The following is a 23,127-nucleotide window of genomic DNA, read 5'->3' as shown; positions in this document are numbered from 1 at the left end:
CCCGTGACGACCGAATCCCCGCGTTGGTTCTCGTCCTCGTACAGCAGCAACGGCGGCCAGTGCATCGAGGTCGCCGCAAACCTCGTCGCCTCACGTGGCGTGGTCCCCGTCCGCGACTCCAAGGCTCCGAGTGGTCCAGTTCTGGACTTCCCCGCCGACGTGTTCTTGTCCTTTGTGACGAGCGTCAGGGCCGGAGACCTTGGTGCCGTCTGACAACCGTCTCCGGCACCTGCCGGCAAGAGTGGCCCCATCGTGCGGAGCGCGGTGGGGCTTCTCTCTGTGGGACATCTCACCTGCCTGAACGAGTGCCCCCAGGCTCAGCAGAAACTCAGCAGAGCAACCGGTCAGACCTACATCCAAGGGGTACCAACAAGCACGACAGCAAAGCCCCGACCAGGCAGTTTGCCCAGGTCGGAGCCACGTGCTACTAGGCCGCCAAACTAAACTCGACGTTCACCAGATGCAGGTTCTTGCACTCGAGCGCGTAGGCGAGCCCACCGGCGACGAACACGCCACCGCGGGCGATGCTGAGCACGATGTCCGGCTCGTACCCGTCGTCCGCGATGGTCTGCGCGAGCTCACGGACGGCGACGCCGAACCGCTCGTAGGTCAGGTTCTCCCGTACGCCGCTCATACCTGGGTCCGATGGAAGTTCTTGAAGGACCGCGAGGCGGTGGGCCCGCGCTGGCCCTGGTACCGGGACCCGTACCGCTCGCTGCCGTACGGGAACTCGGCGGGCGAGCTGAGCCGGAACATGCACAGCTGCCCGATCTTCATCCCGGGCCAGAGCTTGATCGGCAGCGTGGCGAGATTGGACAGCTCAAGGGTCACGTGCCCGCTGAACCCCGGGTCGATGAACCCGGCGGTGGAGTGGGTGACGAGCCCGAGCCGCCCGAGCGAGGACTTCCCCTCGAGGCGCGAGGCAAGGTCATCGGGCAGAGTGATGACCTCGTACGTCGACGCGAGTACGAACTCCCCGGGGTGCAGGATGAACGGCTCGTCGCCCTCGGGCTCCACGAGCCGCGTGAGATCCGCCTGCTCCACGGAGGGGTCGATGTGCGGGTACCGGTGGTTCTCGAACACCCGGAAGTAACGGTCCAGCCGCACGTCGATGCTCGACGGCTGCACCATGGATTCGTCGTAGGGATCGATCCGTACCCGCCCGGCGTCGATCTCGGCCCGGATGTCCTTGTCTGAGAGAAGCACGCCCCGAGGATACGCAAGGCGCGCGGAACGACCACAATCACGGTCTCCACGCGCCTGGCGCTGCGCTTGCTGTAGTGCCTGTTGTTCGCTGGTACTGCCGGTACTGCCGGTACTGCCGGCGGTGCCGGTATTGCTCTACCGCTTCCCCAACGCCACCGGCACCGGCACCACACTGCGGAGCCGGGCGCAGCGGGGGCACCGGAGGAGCCGCCCGGGGCCGAGACGCTCGGCCTGCTGCATCGGGAACGAAGCGGTGCTGAACACGTGCCCATCGGCACAACGGACGACGGTGCGCTCCATCAAGTCCTAGAGTCCCTTCCCCAAGAGCCGCGTCAGGCTGCCTGCCTGCCTGACGACGAGAGGCCACATTACGGGATCAAAGGGACGGCCCTCCAGGCGGCACTCCGACCCCGCCCTGACCCTCTCCGACCGCTCCACCGTACGCCCCAACTCCGGTACCCCGCAGTCACATCCACCCCCTGAAACGCCCTCAGGCCCCACGGCATCAGCGCCGGGGGCCGGTGATGAGGTACAGTGACCAGGCAATCGGACACCGACTCCGGATGATCTCGGAACGGGCGTCTTACGCGGGTGTAGTTTAATGGTAGAACATCAGCTTCCCAAGCTGAGAGCGCGAGTTCGATTCTCGTCACCCGCTCCATGATGAAACCCCAGGTCTACGGCCTGGGGTTATTTGTTGTCTAGACCATTTTGGGGGGCGCCGTGCCCTTTGCGTGCCCTTACAGCGGCTAACACAATGAGCCGAGTTGCCGGTGAGGGATCAGGCGGCAGGCGAGCTTGAGGAACGCTTCGTGTCCGCCCGCCGTTCCTATCGGATCCGCAGGCGTCGAAAGCCGTGCAGCCACGCAAAACGCGAGCGATGGCCGGCACGATGCCGCGCTTGCGGACCTGGTCGCGGTAGATGTCGTGGTCGTAGCCGCAGTCGGCGAACAACGAGTCTCGCTTGCGGCGCGGACGGCCCACCCGGCCGCGGACGGGCGGGATCGCGTCGAGCAAGGCCATGAGCTGGGTGACGTCGTTGCGGTTGCCGCCGGTCAGCAGGACCGCGAGCGGGGTGCCGTGTCCGTCGGTGATCAGGTGGATCGTTCCCATCCCGAAGGCGTCGCCAGCACGTCATGCCTGAGCCGAAGCCAAGCAGCGACTCCAGGCGGTCCCACAGCTCATCCGACACGATCCACGGCGACATCCCCACGACAGACCGAACGCTCAACTGCCCTGTCGGCAACGACCATCAGCGCCGATCCACGTCATTGTGTTAGCCGTTGTTAGGGGAACGGGCGTTCCAGCCGCGTTGTGGATATCCAGGCGTCACATGCCCCAACGCAAGCACATTTGACCATCACGCCATTTTCACAGATTCTCCCCATCAATATTCTCCGGGACTTTCGAGGATATCGCGGATGTCAATGAATTCCAGGGGTGCTTCTGGTGCCGACGAGACTCCTGCGGATAAAGTATTGCGCGCTGCTCGCGACGGCGATCGGTGAGGTTGATGGCGGGGGTGGGCGGACCGTGGTTGCGCTGCGCAGACGCGCGATCCGGGGCGGCTCTACCCAAGATGCTGAACGCGCTTCCCCTTTCCCCGTCCGACGTCACACACAGTGCTCCCGCAGCATCCGCAAACAATCATCACAAATGCGGTCCCGCTCAGCGACGGTGGGCTCCTTTTCTTCTCCATCGTGTTCGCGACCGGTGTACGTGCCCGGGGCTGCGGCGGGCGTGCAGCGAGAAACGAGGGCTTCGTTTTCATGACAAGAGAACCGTGGAGTGTGATGCTGTGAACCGAGTCGGCAGAGACTCGCGCCAGTCGGCCCGCAGGCTTGCGGGGCCGCTGGCGCGCATAGGGTTATCCGTTCTCTTATTGGCGGGCGGCGCTGTGGGGGCGACGGCCGGACCGGCCGCCGCTGCGCCCGACGACGGCACGCTGACGGTCCAAGTGCTGCGGGACTTCTTCGGGACCGGCGTGATCAACACGACGATGGACGTGCCGCAGCAGGGCATGAGTGTGGAGATCTCCGACCCCGCCGGGAACCACGTCAGCGGCGTCACGGACACCACCGGAAAGGTCGTCGTGGCGCCGTCGGAGGCGCTGAGCGGCGGCCAGTACCGCGTCGATGTGAGCGTCCCCGCGCCGTACAGCGACTATCTGCAGGCGGCGCCCGCGTCGACGGCGGAGAACCACTTCGACAGCTTCACGTCGTTCGTGGACGTGTCGGGCGGGAAGGACGCCTCGGTGGTGACCGGAGTATGGAATCCGGCCGACTACACGACGTCTGACTCGCGCTATTTCGTACCGGTCCACAACGGCGCCAACGGAACCGACACCCGGGCACTGGTGGCGTTCGGGACGAACGTCCGGGGCACGTGTCCGACCGATGTGGCGTGCCCGGATACGCTGGCCACGCAGGCCCAGGTGGGCACGACGTTCGGGCTGGCGTACGACAAGAACCAGAACCGGGTGTTCCAGAGCGCGTTCGCCCGACGGTACGCCGCCTACGGGCCACGGGGCGCCGGCGCGATCTACACGGTGCCGGCCGACGGCTCGGGCGCGCCGGAGCTGTTCGCGCGGGTGCCGGGCGCGGCGGTGACGCCGCATGACGCCACGAACATGGTGAAGGACGGCGGGTTCACCGACGCGCCGGGCAAGGAGAGCCTCGGTGGCCTGGCGCTGTCGGCGGACGGCTCCACGCTGTACGCGGTGAACCTGCTGACCCGCAGCCTGGTGAGCTTCGACGCGACCGGGGACTCCGCCCTGCTTCCCGAGGCGTCGGTGCGGATCCCGGACCCGGGGTGTGCGAGTTCCGGCGACTGGCGGCCGTTCGGTCTCGAGTACCACGACAACAAGCTGTACGTCGGCGGTGTGTGCAGCGCGGAGAGCACGCAGCGGCGCGCGGACCTGAAGGCCGTCGTCTACGCCTACGACGGCGAGCGGTTCACCACGGTGCTGGACCACCCGCTCACCTACAAGCGCGGCAGCGTCTACGGTTCCGGCGACAAGGCCACCCACTGGAACCCGTGGAACACCAGCCTGAACACGTGGGACGACCGGAAGTCGGGCAACATCTTCATCGATCCGCAGCCGGAGCTGGCCTCCCTCACCTTCGGCCGCGACGGTTCGATAATTCTCGGTTTCCGCGACCGGTTCATGGACGTACTCGGTTGGGGAGGAAAGGACCCCCGCCCGGGGAACGACACGGTGGAAAACGGCATGTCCGGTGGTGACATCACCATGGTCTGCGCCACGCCCACCGGTACGTTCGAGTGGGAAGGCACCGGCAGCTGCCCCAACCACGCCACCCCCGCCAACAACGGCGGCCAGGACGCCGATGTCGTCGAGTACTTCCCGGGCGACTCCTACACCACCGCGCACCAGGAGACCGCGCTCGGGTCGGTGGCCTATATCCCGCAGCAGCAGTGGGTCGTCAGCACGGAGTTCGACCCGGTCGTCAATGTCGCGACCTCCGGGACCGGCTACCACAACATCACGATCGGTCAGGGCCCTGGCAACAACCCGACCGCCAACGGGTTCCAGTTCGTCAGCCCCGGGCAAGGCGGGTTCGGCAAGGCTGGCGGACTCGGTGACATCGCGTTCACGGCCGCCAATGCGCCGATCCAGATCGGAAACCGCGTGTGGTTCGACGGCGACCACAATGGGCTCCAGGACCCCGCGGAAACGCCGCTGCCGGGGGCCACGATCAACCTGTTGGACGCGGACGGCAAGCAGGTCGCCACGACCAGCACCGATGCCGCCGGTGAGTACTACTTCGGTGGTGTCGGCGCCGAGTACCAGCTCACGCCGGGTGCGAAGTACACGGTCCAGTTCGACGTGTGCACCGCCGACACCGGCAAGGTGCCTGGCCGGCCCGCGACGAGCGAGCTGCGGTTCACGCTCCCGCAAGCCGGGGACAGCCGTGCGCATGACTCCAATGTGACACCACCGACCACAGGGCAGCTGTGCGACGGCAGCGCGCCGGTCACGGCCCCGGACCAGCCGGGCGAGGTCGATCACACGATCGACGCCGGGGTGTACATCCCGAAGGCGGCCCCGTCACCGTCACCGACCCCGACGCCTACTCCGAGTTCGCCACCCGCCTCTACGCCGCCTTCGTCCGCGCCGCCTGCCAACCAGGCCCCGGCCGGTGGCGGCAAGGGATCGATGGCCAACACCGGCACGTCCGGGCTGCCGGAGATGATCGCTCTGGTCGGTCTGCTGGTGGGTGCGGGCCTGGCCACCACGTTCATGAGTCGGAAGCGGCGCGCTCGGCAACACTGAGCGAACCGAGGGCTGAACTCACGTCTCGGCCGGTCCGCGAGGGCCGGCCGAGACGCCGTCCGGCACCGGACCGCCGAGTGCCGCCGCGACCGCACGGCGGCCGAACCGTGCGGGGTGACCGAGAGGGTGAACCAGAAGAGTGGCAGCGTCGAGGCGCGTGCGGAGCGTCAGAAACCAGCAAGCTCCACCGGGTCGTACGGTCGGCAGGCGCCGATGGCCGCGGCCACGCTGGGCCGCGGCCGTCATCGCCCTGGTGGCCGTCGTAGTGGCCGCGTTCCTGGTCGCCGACCATGAGCCCGAGGCCGGCGGTCCACGCACCGTGACCTCGGACGAGGCGAACCGGCTGGCTATCACGCGGTTCCGCAACTACGAGGCGCACGGCCGCGCGGTGACGATCACTGTGCCGGGCACCGCCGGTGGGCTGACCGTCACCGGGTCCGTCGACTACAAGGGCGAACTCGGTTACGGCGTGGTGCACGGCATCGGGCGCGACACGTCCAGCGACGGGCTTGTCCAGTGGACGGCCGACTCGGTGTTCGTCCACCCGATGGCGAACGCCCCGGCGCACGCCCCCGCGTCGCCGCCCCGCTCGGGCTGGTACAGCCGCCCGTTGCAGTCGTCCGGCAGCGCCCTGGACACGGCGCTGTCCATCGCACTCGGACTCGGCAGCGACCGGCCGGACAACGCCGAACTGCTGCCGCAGAACGGTGCCGCCTGGTGGGGCCGGGGCGAGGTGGACGGGCATCCGGTGGACGTCATGACCGGGCCGACCTCCCGTGACCGCCCCGGCACAGCGGGCAACGTGCGCTACTGGGTCGGGTCGGACGGCACCATGTACCGGGTCCGCGTCAGCGTGAGTTCCGAGTCGGAGCCAGTGGTTATCGATTTCGACACCCAGAAGTACGTTCCGGTGACTCCGGTACCCGGAGTCACCCCGGCGCGATAGCCACGGTTCAGGACGTCCGCACCCGCGCGTCCGCGGCGAGCAGGGCCGCCGACGGCAGCGGGATGTCCGCCGTGTCCGGGAGGTCCGGGACGGCCGGGACAGCGGTGGCGCCCGCGGTGCGGGCATGGGGGAACTGCGGCTGCGGAGCAGGCGCCGCGACCTCGGTGAACGGAATGCCACCGGGTGCCGTCGGCGTCGTCCACCGGCCGTCCGGCGAGGGCGACTTGGCCGGGAGTGGGCAGGTCGCGGTGGTCGCGAGCCGGGCGGGCACCGTGGTTTTCAGATCGTTGCCGCGCAGGCAGTTGCCCCGGCCCCGCGTGGCGCTGGGGAACGTCCAGCCGACATCGACGCCGTTGCCGGTGAACATGTTGTCCACGATCCGGTTGCCGATCGCGGGCATGTCGGCGGTCGCGGTGATCACCAGCCCGGCGTTGCTGTTGCCGGCGATGCGGTTGCGGATGAACTGGTTCTCGCTGCCGCCGTCGACGCCGATACCAGTGCCCCACCCTCCGTCGGCCTGCTCCGGGGTGGCCTTCTGCTGGTTGGCGGCGATCAGATTGCCCGCGATGACGGAGCCCCGCTGCGGGACCAGCTTCTCCTGGTGGTCGGAGTTGGTGGTGAGTCCGACCCGGTTGCCCACCAGGCGGTTGCCGACCACGTACATGTCTCCGCTGGCGTTGGTGCCTTCGTAACCGACCGCGTTGAGTTCGGCGATGTTGTCCCGCACCACGATGCGGCACGGCTTGCACTGCCCGACATAGATCCCCGAGTCGGCACCGCCTGACGTGTACGAGTGCTCGATGACACCGTTCTGCGTGGAGAACGCGTAGATACCGTACAGACCGTTGCGGGTCGCGGTCACGTACGAGACCAGGAACGACTTCAGGAAGGTGACGGGCTCGTCGCCGGTGTCGTAGCCGCCGCTCTGCCCCGGCATCCCGGCGGCCGCCTTCGCCGAACCGGTGACCAGCACCCCGTTCTGCGTGTTGTTCTCGACCGTCAGGTTCTGCACGGCCACCCCGGGCGCCGAGACGACAACACCGTTCGGCTGCTGCAGCCGTCCGTCGATGACGACCTTGTCCCGGGACTCGCCACGAAGAGTGATCCGAGGCGTGGTGATCCTCACGGACTCGTGATAGACGCCGGGAGCGACCAGGACCAGGTCACCGGGGCGGGCCAGCGACACCGCGTCCGAGATCGTCGGGGCGTTGCCAGGCACTCGGATCGTCACGTGTTCACCGCTCGGCCGCTGCCCTCTGCTCGATCCGCCGTCGCTGCTGCAGCCGACCACAAGTGTCAACGTTCCCAGCATCGCCGCCAACACGCGAAGATCTGTCCGAGGCATGATCACAGTCTTTCATGGCGCTCAATTCCCCGCCAGGAACAGGGGGTTGACGGGATCGCACGATTCGGGTGTGGCACCCTGCACACCATGCACCGAGCCGATCACCACCCGTCGCGCCGCAGGTTCCTCGATGTCACCGGCGCCATGGTGGCTGCCGGTCTGACCGCCGGGTGCACATCGGGCGCCGCCCAGCGTGGGCGGCCCGCCTCTACCGCAGCGGCCACGCCCACGCCGGTGGCGGCGACGGGCCGGCACCAGGCGGGCATCACGCTCCCCCAGCCTGCTCAGCCCAACCTGCTCGCCGTGGTGGCCGACCTCGGTGCCAAAGTGGCCGCCGGCCCGCTCCTGGCCGACCTCGGCCAGGCAATCCGCGCACTCACCAGCGGCAACGATCCGCGGCTGCTGGGGCTGCCGCCGGGTGACCTCACCGTGACCGTCGGGGTGGGCCCACGGCTGGTGCGCGCGGTCGGTGCCTCGCTGCCCGGCGCGGCCGACCTCCCACGCTTCTCCCGCGAGCGGATCGCGCCCCGGGCACGCGGCGGCGACCTGCTGATACAGATCTGCGCCGGCGACGCACTGCTCCTGCCGGTGGTCGCCGCCGCGCTCCTGGACCAGGCCGGCGACCGCGTCCGTGAACGCTGGCGGCAGTCCGCACGCCGCGGCGCGAACGTGCCCCTCGGCAACGGCCTCACCGCGCCACGCAACCCCCTCGGCTTCATCGACGGCATCGTGGGCCCGCACACCAAGGCCGAGCAACAACGCGACCTGTGGCTGGCCGGCCCCTCCGAGGTCGCCGGCGGCACCATCGCCGTACTGCGACGCATGGAACTCGACCTGCCGCGGTTCGCCGCACTGTCCGTGGCCGAACAGGAAGCGGTCTTCGGGCGGCGCCGCGCCAGCGGCGTCCCCCTCTCCGGCGGCACCGCCGCCGCGGGCCCGAACCTCGGCGCCAAAACGCCGGACGGACGCTATCTCGTCCCCGCTGACGCCCACGTGCGCAGGGCGCACCCTGCCGTGGTCGGTGTCGGCCACATGCTCCGCCGCTCCTACGGCACCGACGAGCCCGCCGCCGGCCTGCTCTTCATCAGCTTCCAGAACGACCTGCGGACCTTCACCGCCACCCTCACCCACATGGACACCTCCGACGCACTGCTGCGGTTCACCGTCACGACCGCCAGCGCGACCTTCCTGATCCTCCCCGGCTTCGATCGCAAGCGCCCTCTCGGTTCCCAGCTGTTCGGCTGATCGCAGAAGGCCGGCCGACCGGCGAACCGGCTCGGAGCGGGAGCGAGCCGGGAGCGAGCCGGGAGCCGGGAGCCGAGGGGCGCCAGGAGCTCAAAGGCGCGCGGCTCAAGGCGCTTTGTTCGCCTGGGATCAGGCGATGGTGAGCGGCCCTCCGTTCAGGTACGCCACCAGCGGTCCGGTCATCTGGGAGCATGCAGGCGGATGCAGGACCAGTCCGTCGGCGCAGGCGGCGAGATGGCGCACCTCATCGGAGGCCATGACGTCGAGGTCACCGAGCAGTTCGACCGCGCGCGGAACCACCCGGGAGAGGATGTCCTGCACGCAGTACCGGACGTACAGCGAGTCGGCGAGCGTCGACTCGTCCGCGCCGTCGTCGATCCGGCGGGCGACACCCTCCGCGGCTGTCATCGCGCCCTCGGTCTCCACCAGCAGCCGGACCCGTTCGGAATCGGGCACTCGGTCGTTCAGCAGCACCCGCTCGACCAGTGCACTGGCCGCTCCGAGGTAGCTGCCCGTCATCAGTAGCTGGAACCACGCGATGCCCTCCTGATGCTCTGACCTCCTGCCGATGGCCGTCAGCTGTCGGAGCGGAACGCGCCGTGGACCCTCAAGTCGCCTTGGATCGACACCTGGTCGTCGTTGACGTGCACGAGCCAGTCAGTCCCGTTTCGGACCGACAGGCGCCCGTTGGCGTTCACCTTCCCGAGGAACACCGAGTCCCCGTCGACGTGCAGGTCCCCGTCGGCGTTCACCGTCCCCTCGAACTGCGACACCCCGTGGACGACCAGTCGCGGCGGGCCGTCCTGCGTCTCCAGCACGTTGTCGACGGTCAACTCGTACACCCGGGCATTGGGCACGCGGAGTCCACGAGCGCACAAACCCCTTGCGGGAGCGGGCACTTGATCGCCGAGGGGCCTGCGTCAGAGCGGGAGGTCGTCGGGGAGTACCCGGAACGCCTTGTAGCGGCCCAACGGGCGTACGGCCCGGAAGTCTTGTCGGTCGAGGGTGAGAATGGCGTCCGTGTCGTAGTCGGCGGCAAGCGCCACGTTCACCGCGTCGGCGAGGTCGAGGTCCAGCGCGCGGTAGCGGACACGGACAGACTGGGCGGCGCCCAGGTGGTCTTCGGTGATCTCCGGCACGACGACACGACCCCGGCTCATCCAGCGCCGCAGGTCGTCGACCGCGCTGAGGGCGGCCTCCCTGCCGAGCTCACGCGTCGCCACGTGATCCAGCTCGGCCAGCAGGAGCGGCGACATGACCAGCAGGCCCGCCGCCATGATCGCCTCGTTTGCCGCTTGGTGTTCCGGATGAGCCGAGTCCAGGGCTGCCAGAAGGCCGGACGTATCGGCGATGACGATGATCACGCGGCGGATCCGGAGCCCGGGTCGGTCTCACGCCGGACGGCCTCGGCGACCGTGTCGCGGACCTCCGGCTTGGCGAGCGTGCGGCCCGGCCCCTCGAAGGTGCGCGAGAACAGCGGCTCATCCCAGACCCGGTTCGCCATGGCTGCAAGGTGGATGCCCTGACGGATGATCTCGGCCTCGCTTATGCCTCGGCGCTTGGCTGCCTCCTTGATGATGGCCAGGTCCTCGGGGTCGGCGTAGACGTTGGTGCGCTTCATGGACATGTACCAAGCGTAGTCCATGTACCGGATTGATGTATTCGCGCACTTCGCCATGTCCGGTTGCCGAGGATCAGCCGAGGGTCAGTGGCCTGGGGTTTGCTTGTTGTCTAGTCCATTTCGGGGACACTGCGCCCTCGGGAGTTCGCCGGGGTGTGTGAACTGCGCAAATGCGAGGGCCTGTTGGGCTGTTACCGTCGGCCGTATGGCCGGAGCTGACGAGATGTACGACCCGACTCGGCATCCCGACCTGCGCGCGTGGCTCGCCGCGCGCGAGGGTGCTCACGCCGTCTGGGCCGCACGGACCTCCTTCGGCGGCGTTCTCGACTTCTCACCGGCCTCCCTGACGATCCTGGACGACCTGGTCCGGGAAACCGCGGACAGCATGGAGGAGATCACCGACCGGCGCATGACACCCTTCGTTCAGGGCGCGATCTGGTACGTCGGGGAAGTGTTCTGCCGCCACAAGGGGATGGTGTGGAAGTACATCCCGGACCTCGTCAGCGGACAGCTTGAGCCGTTCTTCGACGCGGGCGCGGAGACGTCCGCCTTCGATCACCCCTGCGTCGGCGCGCCCGGCGACCCGGACAGCTACGTGTACCCGCTGAACGCGCTCCGGAGGATCCTCCTCACGGAGGATGAAGTCGGCGACAAGGTCGATGACAGCCTCCTCTCGATCTTCGCCGACCCCTTCGGGGAAGACGACGAAGACGACGACGAGGAGATGGACCCGTCGGCCGGGTGGGGGTGAGGACCACTCACCAGAGCGCCGAGGCAGCGTCTCCTTCACCAACAAGGCCCAGGTCAGAGACCCGGGCCTTGTTGCTGTCCTCTCCGGGCGGGTTGGCTCAGCGGGTGACCATGACGGCGTCCAGGATGACGGTGGATCTTTCAGGTGTGCTGCCGGAGAGGACCCGCAACTGCACCTTGTGGGTCGTGATCGTGGTGCCGAGTGTGCGGGTGAACACCACTTGCCGGTAGGCGGTCTTCGCGGCGTAGGTGTTCACCGTGCCGACCGTCTTTCCGTCCACCACGACCGCGAAGCGCCCGCCGTTCGACTTCCGGGTCGCCACAATGCGCAGTTGGGTGCCGTCCGCCGAGAAGGAGACGTACGCGCCCTTGGTGGCGGAGGTACGTTCGGTTCCGGACCAGGCGGAGGTTGCCGCCACCGACTTCCAGGTGCCCGTGTAGTGCAGGGCCGTCGCACGGTCGTCGACCGGGATGCCGGTGGTCGCCGCCTTGCTCCAGGGGCCGGTTTGGCCGGCGTCGTCGTGGGCGCGGACGTAGAACCGGTAGGTGAGTCCAGGCACCGGCTTCACGGGGCTGCCCGCTTTGCCGAAGACCGCGGACGTGGCCGTGGTGGAGGTGCGCCAGGTGTGCAGCGGCCCGAGCTTCCAGACGCCCGCGCTGTCCCGGGTGGCGACGCGCCAGCCGACGTCGTACGACTTCACGCCCGCGGTCTTCGCCGACCAGGCGACCGGCACGGCAGCGCTCGTCGCCGCGCTGCTCGCGACGGTCGGCGCGGTGACGGAGGCGGCGGGGACCACGCGGCGCAGGGTGACCTTGCCACTGACGTCGGCTGCCGCCCGGCCGGTGACGGTGTCGCGTGCGGTCAGCGTCCAGGTGTACGCGCCCTCGGCGGCTGCTCCGCCCGTTTGCGACGTTCCGTTCCACACCGGTGCGACCTTGCCATTGGAGGCCGTACCGGTCAGGGAACGCACCTGCGTGGTGCCGGACTTGAGGGTGAGCGTCCAGCTCACCGGCCGGTTGTAGGCCCAGGTGGGGGTCCAGGTGTCCGCCGAGCCGTCGCCGTTGGGGCTGAAGCCGGACGGGGCGGCGGCCGAGGCCGCGGTGGGGACGCCCGCCCAGGTCACATGGGTGACGCCGGCGTCGTCCATCCAGGCCGCCCAGGGCGCGTCACGGTCGACCGCCCACCGGTCGGCGGCGGCGGAGTTCGCCTTCGCGGGGAGAGCGAACAGGGGCTGCGCCGCGGTCGTCGTTCCGACCAGCGGCTGGGCGTTCAGCGTGACGGCGCCACCGTCCGAGGACTTGGTGAAGGTGTAGAGAACGTCCGTGCCGAGGATCGGTGTGTGGACGGAGGCGTCCACTGCGGTGCCGGTCGAGCTGCCCGCCTTGAGCAGCAGGCCGGTCGTGGAGGCGGCCCCGCAGGTGGTCAGCAGGATTCGGGAGCCGCGCACCTGGAGGCCGCCGGGAAGGCAGCTCACGGTGGCGACGGTGGTGGCGGTGCCGGTGGTCAGGTCGGTCCGGCGGATCGCCCAGGTGGACGTGGTGCCGTTCCGTACCGAGGAGTACACGGCGCCGCCGTCCAGCGCGGAGCCGGCAGGCACCCGCTGCCTGGCGTCGTCGGCGAAGGTGTCGAGGAGGAGAGTGCCGTCGGACGCGGTCGTCTTGTCCGTCAGCAGGACGTGCGCGCCGTCGAAGTCCACGACGTTCACGTCCGAGGGGTCGGAGAGGTCCAGCTGGGTGCCGACCAGCTTGCCGTTCTCGTACACCTGGAGGTGGGCCAGCGCGGGGGGACCGCCCTGCACGACCAGGACCCGTCCTCCGGCGGCGGCCAGAGTCTGGTGGACCAGCCCGTCGGAGTAGGCCAGTACCCGGGACGGCGTGCTCGCCGCGGCGCCGGCCGGGCCGGCCGACAGGTTCGAGCGGAGCAGGACGCCCCTCTGGCGAGAGGAGTCGTCGGCCGTGTAGAGCGCACCGTGGGACAGGGCCAGGGCGTCCAGCCTGGCGGGTCCTGCCGGGATCGTGGTGGCGTCACCGGCTGCGGTGGAGACCCGGCCGTCGGCGAGGGTCTGGATCGCGGCGTCCGTATCGGGCCGGTAGAGCGTCACGCGCATCTTGCCGTCGTCGCCGACGGAGAGGTCGGTGAAGGTTCCGCCGAGGTCCTGCGCCGCGGTGGAGCCGTCCCTGGCCATCGCGAACAGCTCGGATGTTCCGTCCGTGTCGAAGTGGTACCAGGCGAGCGTGTCGTCGCTGATCCAGTGCGCCCCACCGACGGGCAGGTCGACCGTGGACGAGCCGTCCCCGGGCGCCGACCGCCGCCACTCGGTCAGGGTCGAGCCGTCGATGACTCCGACATGGCTGGGGGTGAACTCCAGGCCCTGCGGCAACTCGTCGGTCGTGGGCTCCGCCACCGTGACCGTCGCGCCGTCGGCGAAGTCGACGTAGACGATTCTGTGGTCCCAGCCGGGCGCGGTCCGCCGGAGCACCAAGGCGCCGTGTGCGTCCGAGGCGAGGATTTCGTACTGCTCGTCATCGGACAGCAGCGTCCGGTCCTCGCCGCCGGGTGTGCGCAGCAGCAGGCGCACTCGGTAGGCGGAACCGTCGTCGTAGCTCTGCTGGACGAGGATGCCGTTGCCGGCCTGGCCACGGTAGCGCTCGTCCCCGGCGGCTCCCGAACTGTCGTAGGTGATCGGGAGAACGTCCTCCTCACCGGAGTCGAGGTGGCGCAGCGTGACATGGTCGGCGAGATCGCCGTTCGGGTTGGCGGAGGTGGCGACGGCCGCCAACCCGTCCTGCACGGACACCGCGTCGACGTTCACCGATTCATCGGTGTCCGCGAGCCGGCCGAGGTCCTGGGGGGTGCCTCCGGAGACGGCGAGCCAGCCGTGCGCCAGCGTGTCGGCGGAGGTCTTCTGCCGCCAGACGACCGCCTGACCGGAACCGGATATCTCGTCTGCGGCGGGCACGGAAGTCGTCCGCGCGGCCAGCGTGGTCGACACCTCGGTCGGAGCCACGGCAACGGCCGCGACAGGGGTGACGGCCTGGGCTACGGCGAGCGCCGTGAGGGCAGCCGGGACAGCAAGGAAGCGGCGTCTGTGGGACGGCATGGAAGCCCGATCTCTACTCGAACAGCAAGGCACGGATCATGACACGGAGGTCTGCCACGCACAGCGGCCGGATCTTGTTTCTCACCGGGCCGGGCACCTCTCTTACCAAGCGGAGGATTTCGGTATCGCGTGCTCGGCCGGGGATGGGCGGACGGACCGATTCCATGGCGAAGGACCTCAGCCGACGGTCCGCCGCGCCTCGCGGATACAGGTGTCCAGGATGTCGATGGCCGTGTCGACGTCGTCGTCACTGTGCTCCGCCATGGCCTGCAGACGGAAGCGGGCAGCGTCGGAGGCGACGGCCGGCTGCTCGACGAGGTGCGCGACGAGACCGGCCCGGGCGATGAGACCGGAGGCCGTACGGCCGGTGGGGGTGTCGCCGATCAGGACGGGGACGACCGGGCAGACCACATCGCCCATCACCTCCAGACCGCGCGCCGTCAACCCCTCGCGCAGCCGGGTGGCGACGGCAGAGACCGCCGTCCGGCGCCGGGCGCCCTCCGCGGAGGTCACGACGGACAGGGCGGCGAGGGCCACCGCGGTCTGTACGGGGGTGATGGCGCTGGAGAAGGTCTGCGGACCGCCGAACATCCGCACGTACTCCCGCGCCGAGGCGGACGGTGTGGCCAGGAAGCCGCCCGTGGTGGCGAACGTCTTGGAGAAGGCGCCGACGACGAAGTCGACCTCGCCGAGAATGCCGTGCACCTCCAGCTGCCCGCCGCCCCGCTCGCCCATCGCCCCGAAGTCGTGCGCGACGTCGACCATCAGATGGGCGCCGTACTCCCGGCAGATGCCGAGGAGTTCGGCCAGCTGCGGGGTGTCGGAGTCCATGGAGAACACGCCCTCGGTGACGACGAGGACGGCGCCCGCGGTGTCGGTGGCACGGATGCCCCGCAGGTGACGGCGCACGGCCTCGTTGTCCAGATGCCGGAAGAACTCCACGCTCGCCCCGCTCGCGGCGGCGCCCTGGCGCAGCGAGTCGTGGGAGAGCCTGTCGAGCAGGATGTGGTCGCGACGGTGCAGCAGCGACCGTATGGTGCCGAAGCCTGCCGCCCAACCGGTCGGGAAGAGCGCCACATGCTCGGTGCGCAACGCCTCGCCCAGCCCGGTTTCCAGTGCCTTGCTGATCGGGGTTGCGCCGCCCAGGGCGGGGGATCCGGCCGTCAGTGGGCCGTAGTCGCGCAGGGCCTGGTGGGCGGCGTCGAGAACGGCCGGATGGGCGGTGAGGGAGAGGTAGTCCTGGCCGCCGAAGTTGGGGCCCTGGGTGACCACTCCGGTGTCGGAGACGACCGTGGCGCGGGTGGTCAGGGCGGCGGACTCGTAGCGGCGGAAGTACGGCCACAGCTCTGCCTGTTGACGGTCGAGCTGCCAGGCGAGGTACGCGTCGTTACGGGTGGTCAGATCGGGCCCGGACACCGTGCGGAACCGCATGATGTCCTTCTCGCGAGCATCGGCCCGCCGGTCGTCGAGCGGCCGGGCCCCGGCGGGGGTGGCGGAGGTGGGCACCGTGGTCGTCATGATCGTCGTTCTCCTCCTGGCGGTCCGGTGAGGCCCGCGCTGCGTGGGGGCGCCCCGGTCAAGGGCTGCTACGACGAAGCTACGACTGGTGAATCACTCAACTGTGTTGCTCTGACGCCCCCTTGACGGGCAGCAAGCCTTTTCTGACGTGGGATTGACGCGCCCCGACACCCGGAGCCGCGAGAAACGGCTTGCCCCACTGGCCGTGACCATCAGGACAGCTGTCTATCCGCGATCCGGACCTGACGAGGAAGTGCCGCCCGAGGTCGGTTCGGGTTTCGTGTAGAGGACCTCGCGGGCCTGCTCCGCGGCGCGGAGGATGCTCTCGCTGATGAAGTCGCTGAAGCGGGCGATGTTCTCGAGGCGTGCGGCGGCCGGCGTACCGGGGCCGAGGACCCTGACGCCCCGCCGGGCGGTCTCTGCAACCTGGCCGACGCCGCGAGCACTGGCGATCGTCGACTGGTACCAGACGTCGTCGTCGACGTAGTAGCGATCACGACGGCGCTCGTCGCGCTCCCGGCGGATGAGGCCCTGATCTTCGAGGAACGTGACCGCCTTGGACACGGACGCCGGGCTGACCTCAAGACGCTGGACGAGCTCGGACGCGGTGAGGCTGCCCGCGTCGGTGATGAAGAGACAGGTCAGCACGCGGGCAGTCATCTTGGGCACGCCCTGTCGCATGAAGAGGGTCGTGAACTCCTCCTCGTACTCGCGCACCGCCTCGTCGTCGGGCCCGTAGCCCTGCACCGGCGCCCCCTGCCCCCGCGGCTGGGTGCGCTTGCGCCGGTGGGCGCGACGCTCGGTCGCGCGGTGGGCCAGGTCGGCGCGGTAGGCGGTGGGGCCGCCGTTACGCATCACCTCACGTGTGACGGTCGAGGTGGGGCGGTCGAGACGTCGGGCGATCTCCGCGTAGGCAAGGCCGTCGGCCACCCCCGAGGCGATCTGCTGACGTTCCTGCTGAGTGAGCCTGCCTCCCGGCATCGCGATCTCCCTTCATCTGTCCCTGACGCCGCCAGCGTAGCGTTCACCCGACCTCCAATGCAACACAACGGTAGCGGACGTTGCGTTGCACCTACTCCCATCGCAACGAAATAGCGGCGATGGCCTGCAGGAACGTGATTCGCGTGCAACAGCGTTGTTGCCGCATAGGCAAACGCAACGTAGCGTTTGCGTTGTCAGAAACGACGAGTGCACGAGGAGAGCATGATGCAGAAGTTCGACACCACCGCCCCGATCTCCGCCCACCTGGACATCCCCGCCGGACGTATCCACCTCATCGCCGCCGACCGGGCCGACACCACCGTCGAGGTCCTGCCCGCCAACGCCTCCAAGAGCCGCGACGTGAAGGCCGCCGAGCAGACCACGGTCGCATTCGACGAAGGCGTGCTGCGGGTCGAAGCCCCGGCGGGGAAGAACCAGATCCTGGGTGCGTCCGGCTCCGTCGAGGTGACGGTCCAACTGCCTGCCGGCTCCCGCATCGAGGCGAAGGCGGCCGCCGCCGAGTTCCGGGGCGTCGGACGGCTCGGGGACGTGACCTTCGAGGGCGCGCAGGGCCCGGTCAAGGTCGACGAGGCCGCGAGCATCCGCCTCACCGTGCACGACGGCGACGTCACGATCGGACGGCTCTCCGGCCCGGCGGAGATCAGCACCCAGCGGGGCGACATCCGGATCGCCGAGGCCGAGCGCGGCACGGTGGTCCTGCGCACCCGGATGGGCGACATCTCCATCGACGCCGCTCGCGGAGTCTCCGCCGCCCTGGACGCGGGCACCGGTTACGGCCGCCTCCACAACACGCTCAAGAACAGCGAGGGCGCCGGCGCCGGCCTGACCATCCACGCCACCACCGACCACGGCGACATCACCGCCCGCAGCCTGTGAAGAAGGAGCCATCCCTCATGACCAACCTGGCCATCGCGGCGAACGGGCTGCGCAAGTCCTACGGCGACAAGGTCGTGCTCGACGGCGTCGACCTCGCCGTCCCCGAAGCAACGATCTTCTCCCTGCTCGGCCCGAACGGCGCCGGCAAGACCACCGCCGTGAAGATCCTCTCCACCCTCATCTCCGCCGACCCGGGCACCGGCGGCATCCACATCGGCGGCCACGACCTGGCCGCCGACCCCCAGGCGGTGCGGGCCGCGATCGGTGTGACCGGCCAGTTCTCCGCCGTGGACGGGCTGATCACGGGGGAGGAGAACATGCTCCTCATGGCGGATCTGCACCACCTCTCCAGGAGCGAGGGACGGCGGGTCACCGCCGAACTGCTGGAGCGCTTCGACCTCACCGCGGCCGCCAAGAAGCCCGCCTCCACCTACTCCGGCGGCATGAAGCGCCGCCTCGACATCGCCATGACCCTGGTCGGCAGCCCCCGGATCATCTTCCTCGACGAGCCGACCACCGGTCTGGACCCGCGTTCCCGGCACAACATGTGGCAGATCATCCGCGAGCTCGTCTCCGACGGCGTCACCGTCTTCCTCACCACCCAGTACCTGGAGGAGGCCGACCAGCTCGCCGACCGCATCGCCGTCCTCAACGACGGCAAGCTCGTCGCCCAGGGCACCGCCGAGGAGCTCAAGCGGCTCGTCACCGGCGGCCATGTACGACTGCGCTTCACCGACCCGGCCGCGTACCAGAGCGCCGCCCTCGCCCTGAGCGAGGTCACCCGGGACGACGAAGGTCTGACGCTGGAGATCCCCAGCGGCGGCACCCAGCGCGAACTGCGCGCCATCCTCGACCGACTGGACTCGGCCGGCATCGAGGCGGACGAGCTGACCGTGCACACCCCCGACCTCGACGACGTCTTCTTCGCCCTGACCGGCAGCACCGTGCCGAACCAGCCGAACCAGCCGAACCAGCCGAACCAGTCCACGCAGCCCACCCAGCCCAAGGAGGCTGTTCGATGAGCTCCCTCGCCCTCGCCGTCCGCGACTCCTCCACGATGCTGCGCCGCAACCTCCTGCACGCGCGGCGCTACCCGTCCCTGACCCTGAACCTGCTGCTGACGCCGATCATGCTGCTGCTGTTGTTCGTCTACATCTTCGGCGACACGATGAGCGCGGGCATCGGCGGCGGCGCAGATCGCTCCGAGTACGTGGCGTTTCTCGTGCCGGGCCTGCTGCTGATGACCATCGGCAGCACCACGATCGGTACGGCGGTGTCCGTCTCCAACGACATGACCGAGGGCATCATCGCCCGCTTCCGCACGATGGCCATCCACCGTGGTTCCGTGCTCATCGGGCACGTCGTAGGCAGCGTGCTCCAGGCGGTCATCAGTGTGGTGCTCGTCGGCGCCGTCGGCGTGGCCATCGGCTTCCGTTCCACCGGCGCCACGGCCCTGGAGTGGATCGCGGCGTTCGGGCTGCTCGTACTGTTCGCCCTGGCGCTCACCTGGATCGCGGTCGGTATGGGCCTGGTCAGCCCGAACGCGGAGGCGGCCAGCAACAACGCGATGCCGCTCATCTTCCTGCCGCTCATCTCCAGCACCTTCGTCCCGGTCGACGCGATGCCGGGGTGGTTCCAGCCGATCGCCGAGTACCAGCCGTTCACACCGGCCATCGAAACCGTGCGCGGGCTGCTGCTCGGCACCGAGATCGGTCACAACGGGTGGCTCGCGGTCGCCTGGTGCCTGGCTCTCACCACGCTCGGCTACTTCTGGTCGAAGTCGGTGTTCAACCGCGACCCGAAGTAACCGCCATGACAGCGCGGGCCATCCCCCGCACCTCGCACCACACCAGGGCGGCGTACACCGACAGAGCGTCGGAGTACGGCCGCCCTTTCGTGTGCGACCGCAGCCCCCAGGGCCGGCCCTTGGACAGGTCTTGCGCGGGTGATGGCGCACTGTGGGGGCAGCCCATCAGCAGCCGGGGCCGGCGATCGGATCGGTCACGGGTGTGCGACCCGACATCGTTCGAACTGGCGCCGCCGAACCTGCCGAACGAGTCGAGCCATCCGTTGGTGCATGCCGCAGGCTATCTGTTCCCCCACAGAGCTTAAATCTGCTCTTGCCAGAGTAGACATTGAGCTCTGGCACGGTTAGCCTTTTCTCGTTGACACCGGTCAAGCGAAGCCCGGCAGACACGAACTGGCGGGTTGCACCACCGAGCAGTACCGCAGTACCGCAGTACCAGTTCACCAAGTGGTTGGTTCAGAGGAAGAACGGAGGAGCAGACGCCATCAGGATCGCCCGGTCCGAGAAGCACTCGCCCGGGTACCGCAAGACCCCGGATTGGAAGGTGGTCCCCGGTCACGCAGCCGCGATCCCCGCACCCCCCTTCAGGGCCGGTAGCGGAAACAGAAGGTCGGCACCGCATTAGGGCCGACAGATGGTGTTGAATTTCCTTCGGGGCCCTGGTGCCGTACGGCATCAGGGCCCCTCGACGCGTTGCGCAACGAGGTGACATGACAGCAGATATCCCCCTCAGTGATCGTCTGGACGACGATGACTACCCCGCATACACGATGGGGCGGGCCGCCGAGATGCTCGGCGCCACCCCGGCCTTCCTCCGAGCCCTTGGTGAGGCTCGTCTGATCACTCCGCTGCGCTCGGAGGGCGGACACCGCCGGTACTCGCGGTATCAACTGCGGATCGCGGCGCGCGCCCGCGAACTCGTCGACAGGGGCACCCCGATCGAGGCCGCCTGCCGCATCGTCATCCTTGAGGACCAGCTCGAGGAAGCTCAGCGCATCAACGCCGAGTACCGCCGCCGGGCCGGGCATGAAGCGCCCGGCAGTTCCGTTCCCGATGCCGGCTGATCACGTGAGAGCGTGCAGGTGGTGCGCGTTGTCCAGTCCGATTCGGGATCGGCGTGCCCTCTGTGCGCCATACGCGGCACCGGCGTTGTTGATCAGCACGGTGACGTCCTGCGCCTGTGCGGCGGCGGCCGCCACGGAGGCCGGGTCGGTGACCTCCAGCGCCCGCGGGACGGCGTCGGGGTGCGTCACGCTCCGCGGGTCGCGGGCCGTGGCGTAGACCTTGGCGGCACCGCGCACCCCTGAAAACCGATCGGTTTTCACTTTGTCCGCTTCGGGTTAATCTCGCGCTATGACCACCGAAGTGAAACCAACCCCCAGGGAGCGACTGCTGGAGGCGGCGGCCACGCTCACCTACCAGGACGGCGTCGGTATCGGCGTCGAGGCGCTGTGCAAGGCGGCGGGGGTGTCGAAGCGCTCCATGTACCAGCTGTTCGAGAGCAAGGACGAACTCCTGGCGGCAAGCCTGAAGGAGCGCGCCTCCGCCTACGTGGCGACCCTCCTGCCCGCGGCGGACGACGGCCGGTCACCCCGCGAGCGGATCCTGCACGTCTTCGAGCGGGTGGAATCGCAGGCAGGGGCGCCCGAGTTCCGCGGCTGCCGGTACCTGGCGGTGCAGATCGAGCTCAAGGACCAGAGTCACCCCGCGAGCCGGGTCGCCCATCAGGTCAAAGCGAACCTGACCGCCTTCTTCCGCGCCGAGGCCGAGCAGGGCGGGGCGGGCGATCCCGATCTGCTGGCCCGGCAGCTCAGCCTGGTCTTCGACGGCGCGAGCGCCCGCGCGGGAATTCAGGCCGACGACCTGACCGGGCTCGTCGCGCCCACCGTAACCACCCTGCTCGACACGGCAGGCGTGCGCTGACGGATCGCCCGTCCAGAACACCTCCTCACCGCCCGGCGCCCGGGGGAAGCCCGATGGCCGCGAGCGTGTTGCCGAGCATGCCGCAGGCGAAGAAGCTTGCGGTCTTGTCGGCATCGGCGCCCAGCGACTGGTGCACGGTGCCCCGGATCCTCATCCAGCCGGCCCGGACGGCCTCGCCGATCAGGTCGTCGCCCCGCGCCTCGGCGGCCGCCACCGTGACGTATCCCTGCATCTGCATCAGGAGCGTTTCGGGGCGCGTCGAGATCAGCCGCGCGTAGGCGCTCGTCATTGCCAGAAGGGCCCGCTCGTCGTCCTCCGCCCCGTCGGCCGCCCTCTCGAAGGCCAGGCGGGTGTCCTCCATGCTCCGCTCCAGAGCGGCGACGAAGATCGCCTTCTTGTCCGGGAAGAGGCGGAAGAGATACGGCTGCGTGACGCCGACCCGCCTCGCGATCATCGCGGTGGTGGTGCCGTGGTAGCCGGTGATCGCGAACTCGGCGACCGCCGCACGGATGACGCTCCCCCGCCTCTCCTGCGCACTGATCCTGCCCATGACGCCCTCCCCTGCTTGGACTTGCACTCGGAAACCGATCGGTTTACTGTAGTGGAAACCGATCGGTTTCGCGTGAGAGCGGGAGTCCAGGATGACGACAGACCGGCCAGTGGCACTCGTGACGGGTGCGTCATCCGGCATTGGGAAGGAAACCGCGCTCGCACTGGTCGCAGCGGGGTTCGACGTGGTCGGCACGAGCCGTGACACCTCACGCGTCACCCCACTCGACGGTGTGACCTTCCTCGGCCTCGACGTCGCCAGTGACGTCTCGGTCGCCGCAGTGGTCCAGGAGGTGAGCGAGCGGTTCGGGCGGATCGACGTCCTGGTCAACAACGCCGGCGTCGGCTCGACGGGCGCGGCGGAGGAAACGTCCGTCGCGCAGGCCCAGGCCGTCTTCGACACCAACGTCTTCGGGGTCATGCGCATGGTGAACGAGGTTCTGCCGCACATGCGCGCTCAGCGACGCGGACGCGTCATCAACATCTCGTCCGTGCTCGGGTTCCTGCCCCAGCCCTACATGGCCGCCTACGCCGCCTCCAAGCACGCGATCGAGGGCTACACCGAGTCCCTGGACCACGAGGTCCGTGACCACGGCGTCCGGGCGCTCATCGTCGAACCCGCCTACACCAGGACCGGGTTCGAGGCCAACAGCGCGAAGCCCGACACCCCCCTGCACGCGTACGCGAAGCAGCGGCAGACCGTCGACCGCGTGATGGCGGACGCGGTCAGAGGCGGCGACGCCCCCGCCGTCGTCGCCCAGGCGATCGTCGCGGCGGCGACCGACACGAAGCCGAAGCCGCGCTACACCGCCGGGCCCCTGGCCGGACGCGCACGCGTACTGCGCCGCCTCGCTCCCCCCGGGGTCTTCGACAAGCAGATCCGCAAGATGAACCAGCTCGCCGGCTGACGCACAGGCGCTGCCCGGGCTTTCTGAACAGCCGAC

Annotated in this window: 21 protein-coding genes, 1 tRNA gene and 3 pseudogenes; 12 read left to right on the top strand and 13 right to left on the bottom strand. The window is 69.1% G+C overall.

Annotation, left to right across the window (positions count from 1 at the left end; genetic code table 11):
• The first annotated feature begins 3 nt into the window (after positions 1–3).
• Entirely contained in the window at positions 4–213 is a 210-nt protein-coding gene (locus AQJ67_RS46130; RefSeq protein ID WP_079056420.1) for a DUF397 domain-containing protein, read from the top strand.
• A gap of 229 nt (positions 214–442) precedes the next feature.
• On the opposite strand, the pseudogene AQJ67_RS37340 reads toward AQJ67_RS46130, so the two are convergent.
• Both AQJ67_RS37340 and dcd read right to left on the bottom strand, forming a co-directional pair.
• A pseudogene (locus AQJ67_RS37340) lies at positions 443–634 on the bottom strand (phosphoribosyltransferase); the annotation flags it as partial.
• Positions 631–1,206: a dCTP deaminase gene (gene dcd / locus AQJ67_RS37335; protein WP_030054451.1), complete on the bottom strand. Its 576-nt coding sequence runs from the start codon at positions 1,204–1,206 to the stop codon at positions 631–633. The pseudogene AQJ67_RS37340 and the gene dcd, both read right to left, overlap by 4 nt.
• A 587-nt stretch (positions 1,207–1,793) precedes the next feature.
• Between dcd and AQJ67_RS37330 the strand changes: the two genes are divergently transcribed.
• A tRNA-Gly gene (locus tag AQJ67_RS37330) sits at positions 1,794–1,867 on the top strand.
• Positions 1,868–1,896: 29 nt separating this feature from the next.
• Here the strand turns inward: AQJ67_RS37330 and AQJ67_RS46125 are convergent.
• Positions 1,897–2,319 carry a transposase gene (locus AQJ67_RS46125; protein WP_079056419.1) on the bottom strand — a complete coding sequence of 141 codons (423 nt, stop codon included), beginning with the start codon at positions 2,317–2,319 and terminating at the stop codon, positions 1,897–1,899.
• 784 nt (positions 2,320–3,103) lie between these two features.
• On the opposite strand from AQJ67_RS46125, the gene AQJ67_RS37325 reads away from it, so the two are divergent.
• Together AQJ67_RS37325 and AQJ67_RS37320 are read left to right on the top strand one after the other, a co-directional pair.
• The gene (locus AQJ67_RS37325) at positions 3,104–5,500 is read left to right on the top strand and encodes an SdrD B-like domain-containing protein (protein ID WP_062723932.1); all 2,397 of its coding nucleotides are present in this window, start codon (positions 3,104–3,106) and stop codon (positions 5,498–5,500) included.
• A 265-nt stretch (positions 5,501–5,765) separates the two neighbouring features.
• Positions 5,766–6,446, top strand: coding sequence for a hypothetical protein (locus AQJ67_RS37320; protein ID WP_062723931.1), 681 nt, complete (start codon positions 5,766–5,768; stop codon positions 6,444–6,446).
• A gap of 7 nt (positions 6,447–6,453) precedes the next feature.
• On the opposite strand, the gene AQJ67_RS37315 is transcribed toward AQJ67_RS37320, so the two are convergent.
• Entirely contained in the window at positions 6,454–7,791 is a 1,338-nt protein-coding gene (locus tag AQJ67_RS37315) for a right-handed parallel beta-helix repeat-containing protein (protein ID WP_167366247.1), read from the bottom strand.
• Between the two features lie 87 nt (positions 7,792–7,878).
• Here AQJ67_RS37315 and AQJ67_RS37310 point away from each other — a divergent pair, with 87 nt between their 5' ends.
• Positions 7,879–9,036: a Dyp-type peroxidase gene (locus tag AQJ67_RS37310; protein WP_062723929.1), complete on the top strand. Its 1,158-nt coding sequence runs from the start codon at positions 7,879–7,881 to the stop codon at positions 9,034–9,036.
• A 129-nt stretch (positions 9,037–9,165) separates the two neighbouring features.
• Here the strand turns inward: AQJ67_RS37310 and AQJ67_RS37305 are convergent.
• From AQJ67_RS37305 to AQJ67_RS37290, 4 genes and pseudogenes are all read right to left on the bottom strand, one after another.
• Positions 9,166–9,579, bottom strand: a pseudogene (locus AQJ67_RS37305) (acyl-CoA dehydrogenase); the annotation flags it as partial.
• 32 nt (positions 9,580–9,611) lie between these two features.
• Positions 9,612–9,893: a bactofilin family protein gene (locus AQJ67_RS47230; RefSeq protein WP_159058910.1), complete on the bottom strand. Its 282-nt coding sequence runs from the start codon at positions 9,891–9,893 to the stop codon at positions 9,612–9,614.
• A gap of 63 nt (positions 9,894–9,956) precedes the next feature.
• Positions 9,957–10,400, bottom strand: a complete 444-nt coding sequence (locus tag AQJ67_RS37295; RefSeq protein ID WP_062723926.1) for a PIN domain-containing protein — start codon at positions 10,398–10,400, stop codon at positions 9,957–9,959.
• Positions 10,397–10,663, bottom strand: a complete 267-nt coding sequence (locus AQJ67_RS37290; protein ID WP_062724050.1) for a ribbon-helix-helix domain-containing protein — start codon at positions 10,661–10,663, stop codon at positions 10,397–10,399. Before AQJ67_RS37290 ends, AQJ67_RS37295 begins: the two co-directional genes overlap by 4 nt.
• A gap of 199 nt (positions 10,664–10,862) precedes the next feature.
• Between AQJ67_RS37290 and AQJ67_RS37285 the strand changes: the two genes are divergently transcribed.
• A complete protein-coding gene (locus tag AQJ67_RS37285) occupies positions 10,863–11,408 on the top strand; it encodes a hypothetical protein (RefSeq protein ID WP_062723925.1) in 546 nt (181 codons plus the stop codon).
• A gap of 97 nt (positions 11,409–11,505) precedes the next feature.
• Here the strand turns inward: AQJ67_RS37285 and AQJ67_RS37280 are convergent, their stop codons facing one another.
• From AQJ67_RS37280 to AQJ67_RS37270, 3 genes are all read right to left on the bottom strand, one after another.
• Positions 11,506–14,508 (bottom strand): hypothetical protein, encoded by a 3,003-nt coding sequence (locus AQJ67_RS37280; RefSeq protein WP_159058909.1) that lies wholly within the window; start codon positions 14,506–14,508, stop codon positions 11,506–11,508.
• A gap of 177 nt (positions 14,509–14,685) precedes the next feature.
• A complete protein-coding gene (locus AQJ67_RS37275; protein WP_062723923.1) occupies positions 14,686–16,026 on the bottom strand; it encodes an aminotransferase class I/II-fold pyridoxal phosphate-dependent enzyme in 1,341 nt (446 codons plus the stop codon).
• A 225-nt stretch (positions 16,027–16,251) separates the two neighbouring features.
• Positions 16,252–17,007 (bottom strand): GbsR/MarR family transcriptional regulator, encoded by a 756-nt coding sequence (locus AQJ67_RS37270; protein ID WP_062723922.1) that lies wholly within the window; start codon positions 17,005–17,007, stop codon positions 16,252–16,254.
• 225 nt (positions 17,008–17,232) lie between these two features.
• On the opposite strand from AQJ67_RS37270, the gene AQJ67_RS37265 reads away from it, so the two are divergent.
• From AQJ67_RS37265 to AQJ67_RS37250, 4 genes are all read left to right on the top strand, one after another.
• The gene (locus tag AQJ67_RS37265) at positions 17,233–17,904 is read left to right on the top strand and encodes a DUF4097 family beta strand repeat-containing protein (RefSeq protein WP_062724049.1); all 672 of its coding nucleotides are present in this window, start codon (positions 17,233–17,235) and stop codon (positions 17,902–17,904) included.
• A 17-nt stretch (positions 17,905–17,921) separates the two neighbouring features.
• Positions 17,922–18,926, top strand: a complete 1,005-nt coding sequence (locus tag AQJ67_RS37260) for an ATP-binding cassette domain-containing protein (protein WP_062723921.1) — start codon at positions 17,922–17,924, stop codon at positions 18,924–18,926.
• Positions 18,923–19,711 carry an ABC transporter permease gene (locus AQJ67_RS37255; RefSeq protein ID WP_062723920.1) on the top strand — a complete coding sequence of 263 codons (789 nt, stop codon included), beginning with the start codon at positions 18,923–18,925 and terminating at the stop codon, positions 19,709–19,711. Before AQJ67_RS37260 ends, AQJ67_RS37255 begins: the two co-directional genes overlap by 4 nt.
• A gap of 710 nt (positions 19,712–20,421) precedes the next feature.
• The gene (locus AQJ67_RS37250; RefSeq protein WP_062723919.1) at positions 20,422–20,775 is read left to right on the top strand and encodes a MerR family transcriptional regulator; all 354 of its coding nucleotides are present in this window, start codon (positions 20,422–20,424) and stop codon (positions 20,773–20,775) included.
• Positions 20,776–20,838: 63 nt separating this feature from the next.
• Here the strand turns inward: AQJ67_RS37250 and AQJ67_RS37245 are convergent.
• A pseudogene (locus tag AQJ67_RS37245) lies at positions 20,839–21,009 on the bottom strand (short-chain dehydrogenase); the annotation flags it as partial.
• A 55-nt stretch (positions 21,010–21,064) separates the two neighbouring features.
• On the opposite strand from AQJ67_RS37245, the gene AQJ67_RS37240 reads away from it, so the two are divergent.
• Positions 21,065–21,634, top strand: coding sequence for a TetR/AcrR family transcriptional regulator (locus tag AQJ67_RS37240; RefSeq protein ID WP_062723917.1), 570 nt, complete (start codon positions 21,065–21,067; stop codon positions 21,632–21,634).
• A 25-nt stretch (positions 21,635–21,659) separates the two neighbouring features.
• Here AQJ67_RS37240 and AQJ67_RS37235 read toward each other — a convergent pair whose 3' ends face one another.
• Positions 21,660–22,184 (bottom strand): TetR/AcrR family transcriptional regulator, encoded by a 525-nt coding sequence (locus AQJ67_RS37235; protein WP_062723916.1) that lies wholly within the window; start codon positions 22,182–22,184, stop codon positions 21,660–21,662.
• A gap of 91 nt (positions 22,185–22,275) precedes the next feature.
• Here AQJ67_RS37235 and AQJ67_RS37230 point away from each other — a divergent pair, with 91 nt between their 5' ends.
• Positions 22,276–23,091 (top strand): oxidoreductase, encoded by an 816-nt coding sequence (locus AQJ67_RS37230; protein ID WP_079056418.1) that lies wholly within the window; start codon positions 22,276–22,278, stop codon positions 23,089–23,091.
• Positions 23,092–23,127 lie beyond the last annotated feature (36 nt).

The organism is Streptomyces caeruleatus, from assembly GCF_001514235.1.
Lineage (GTDB): Bacteria > Actinomycetota > Actinomycetes > Streptomycetales > Streptomycetaceae > Streptomyces > Streptomyces caeruleatus.
Note: the sequence above shows the minus strand (reverse complement) of the source record. Positions and strands in the feature narration are given on the sequence as shown.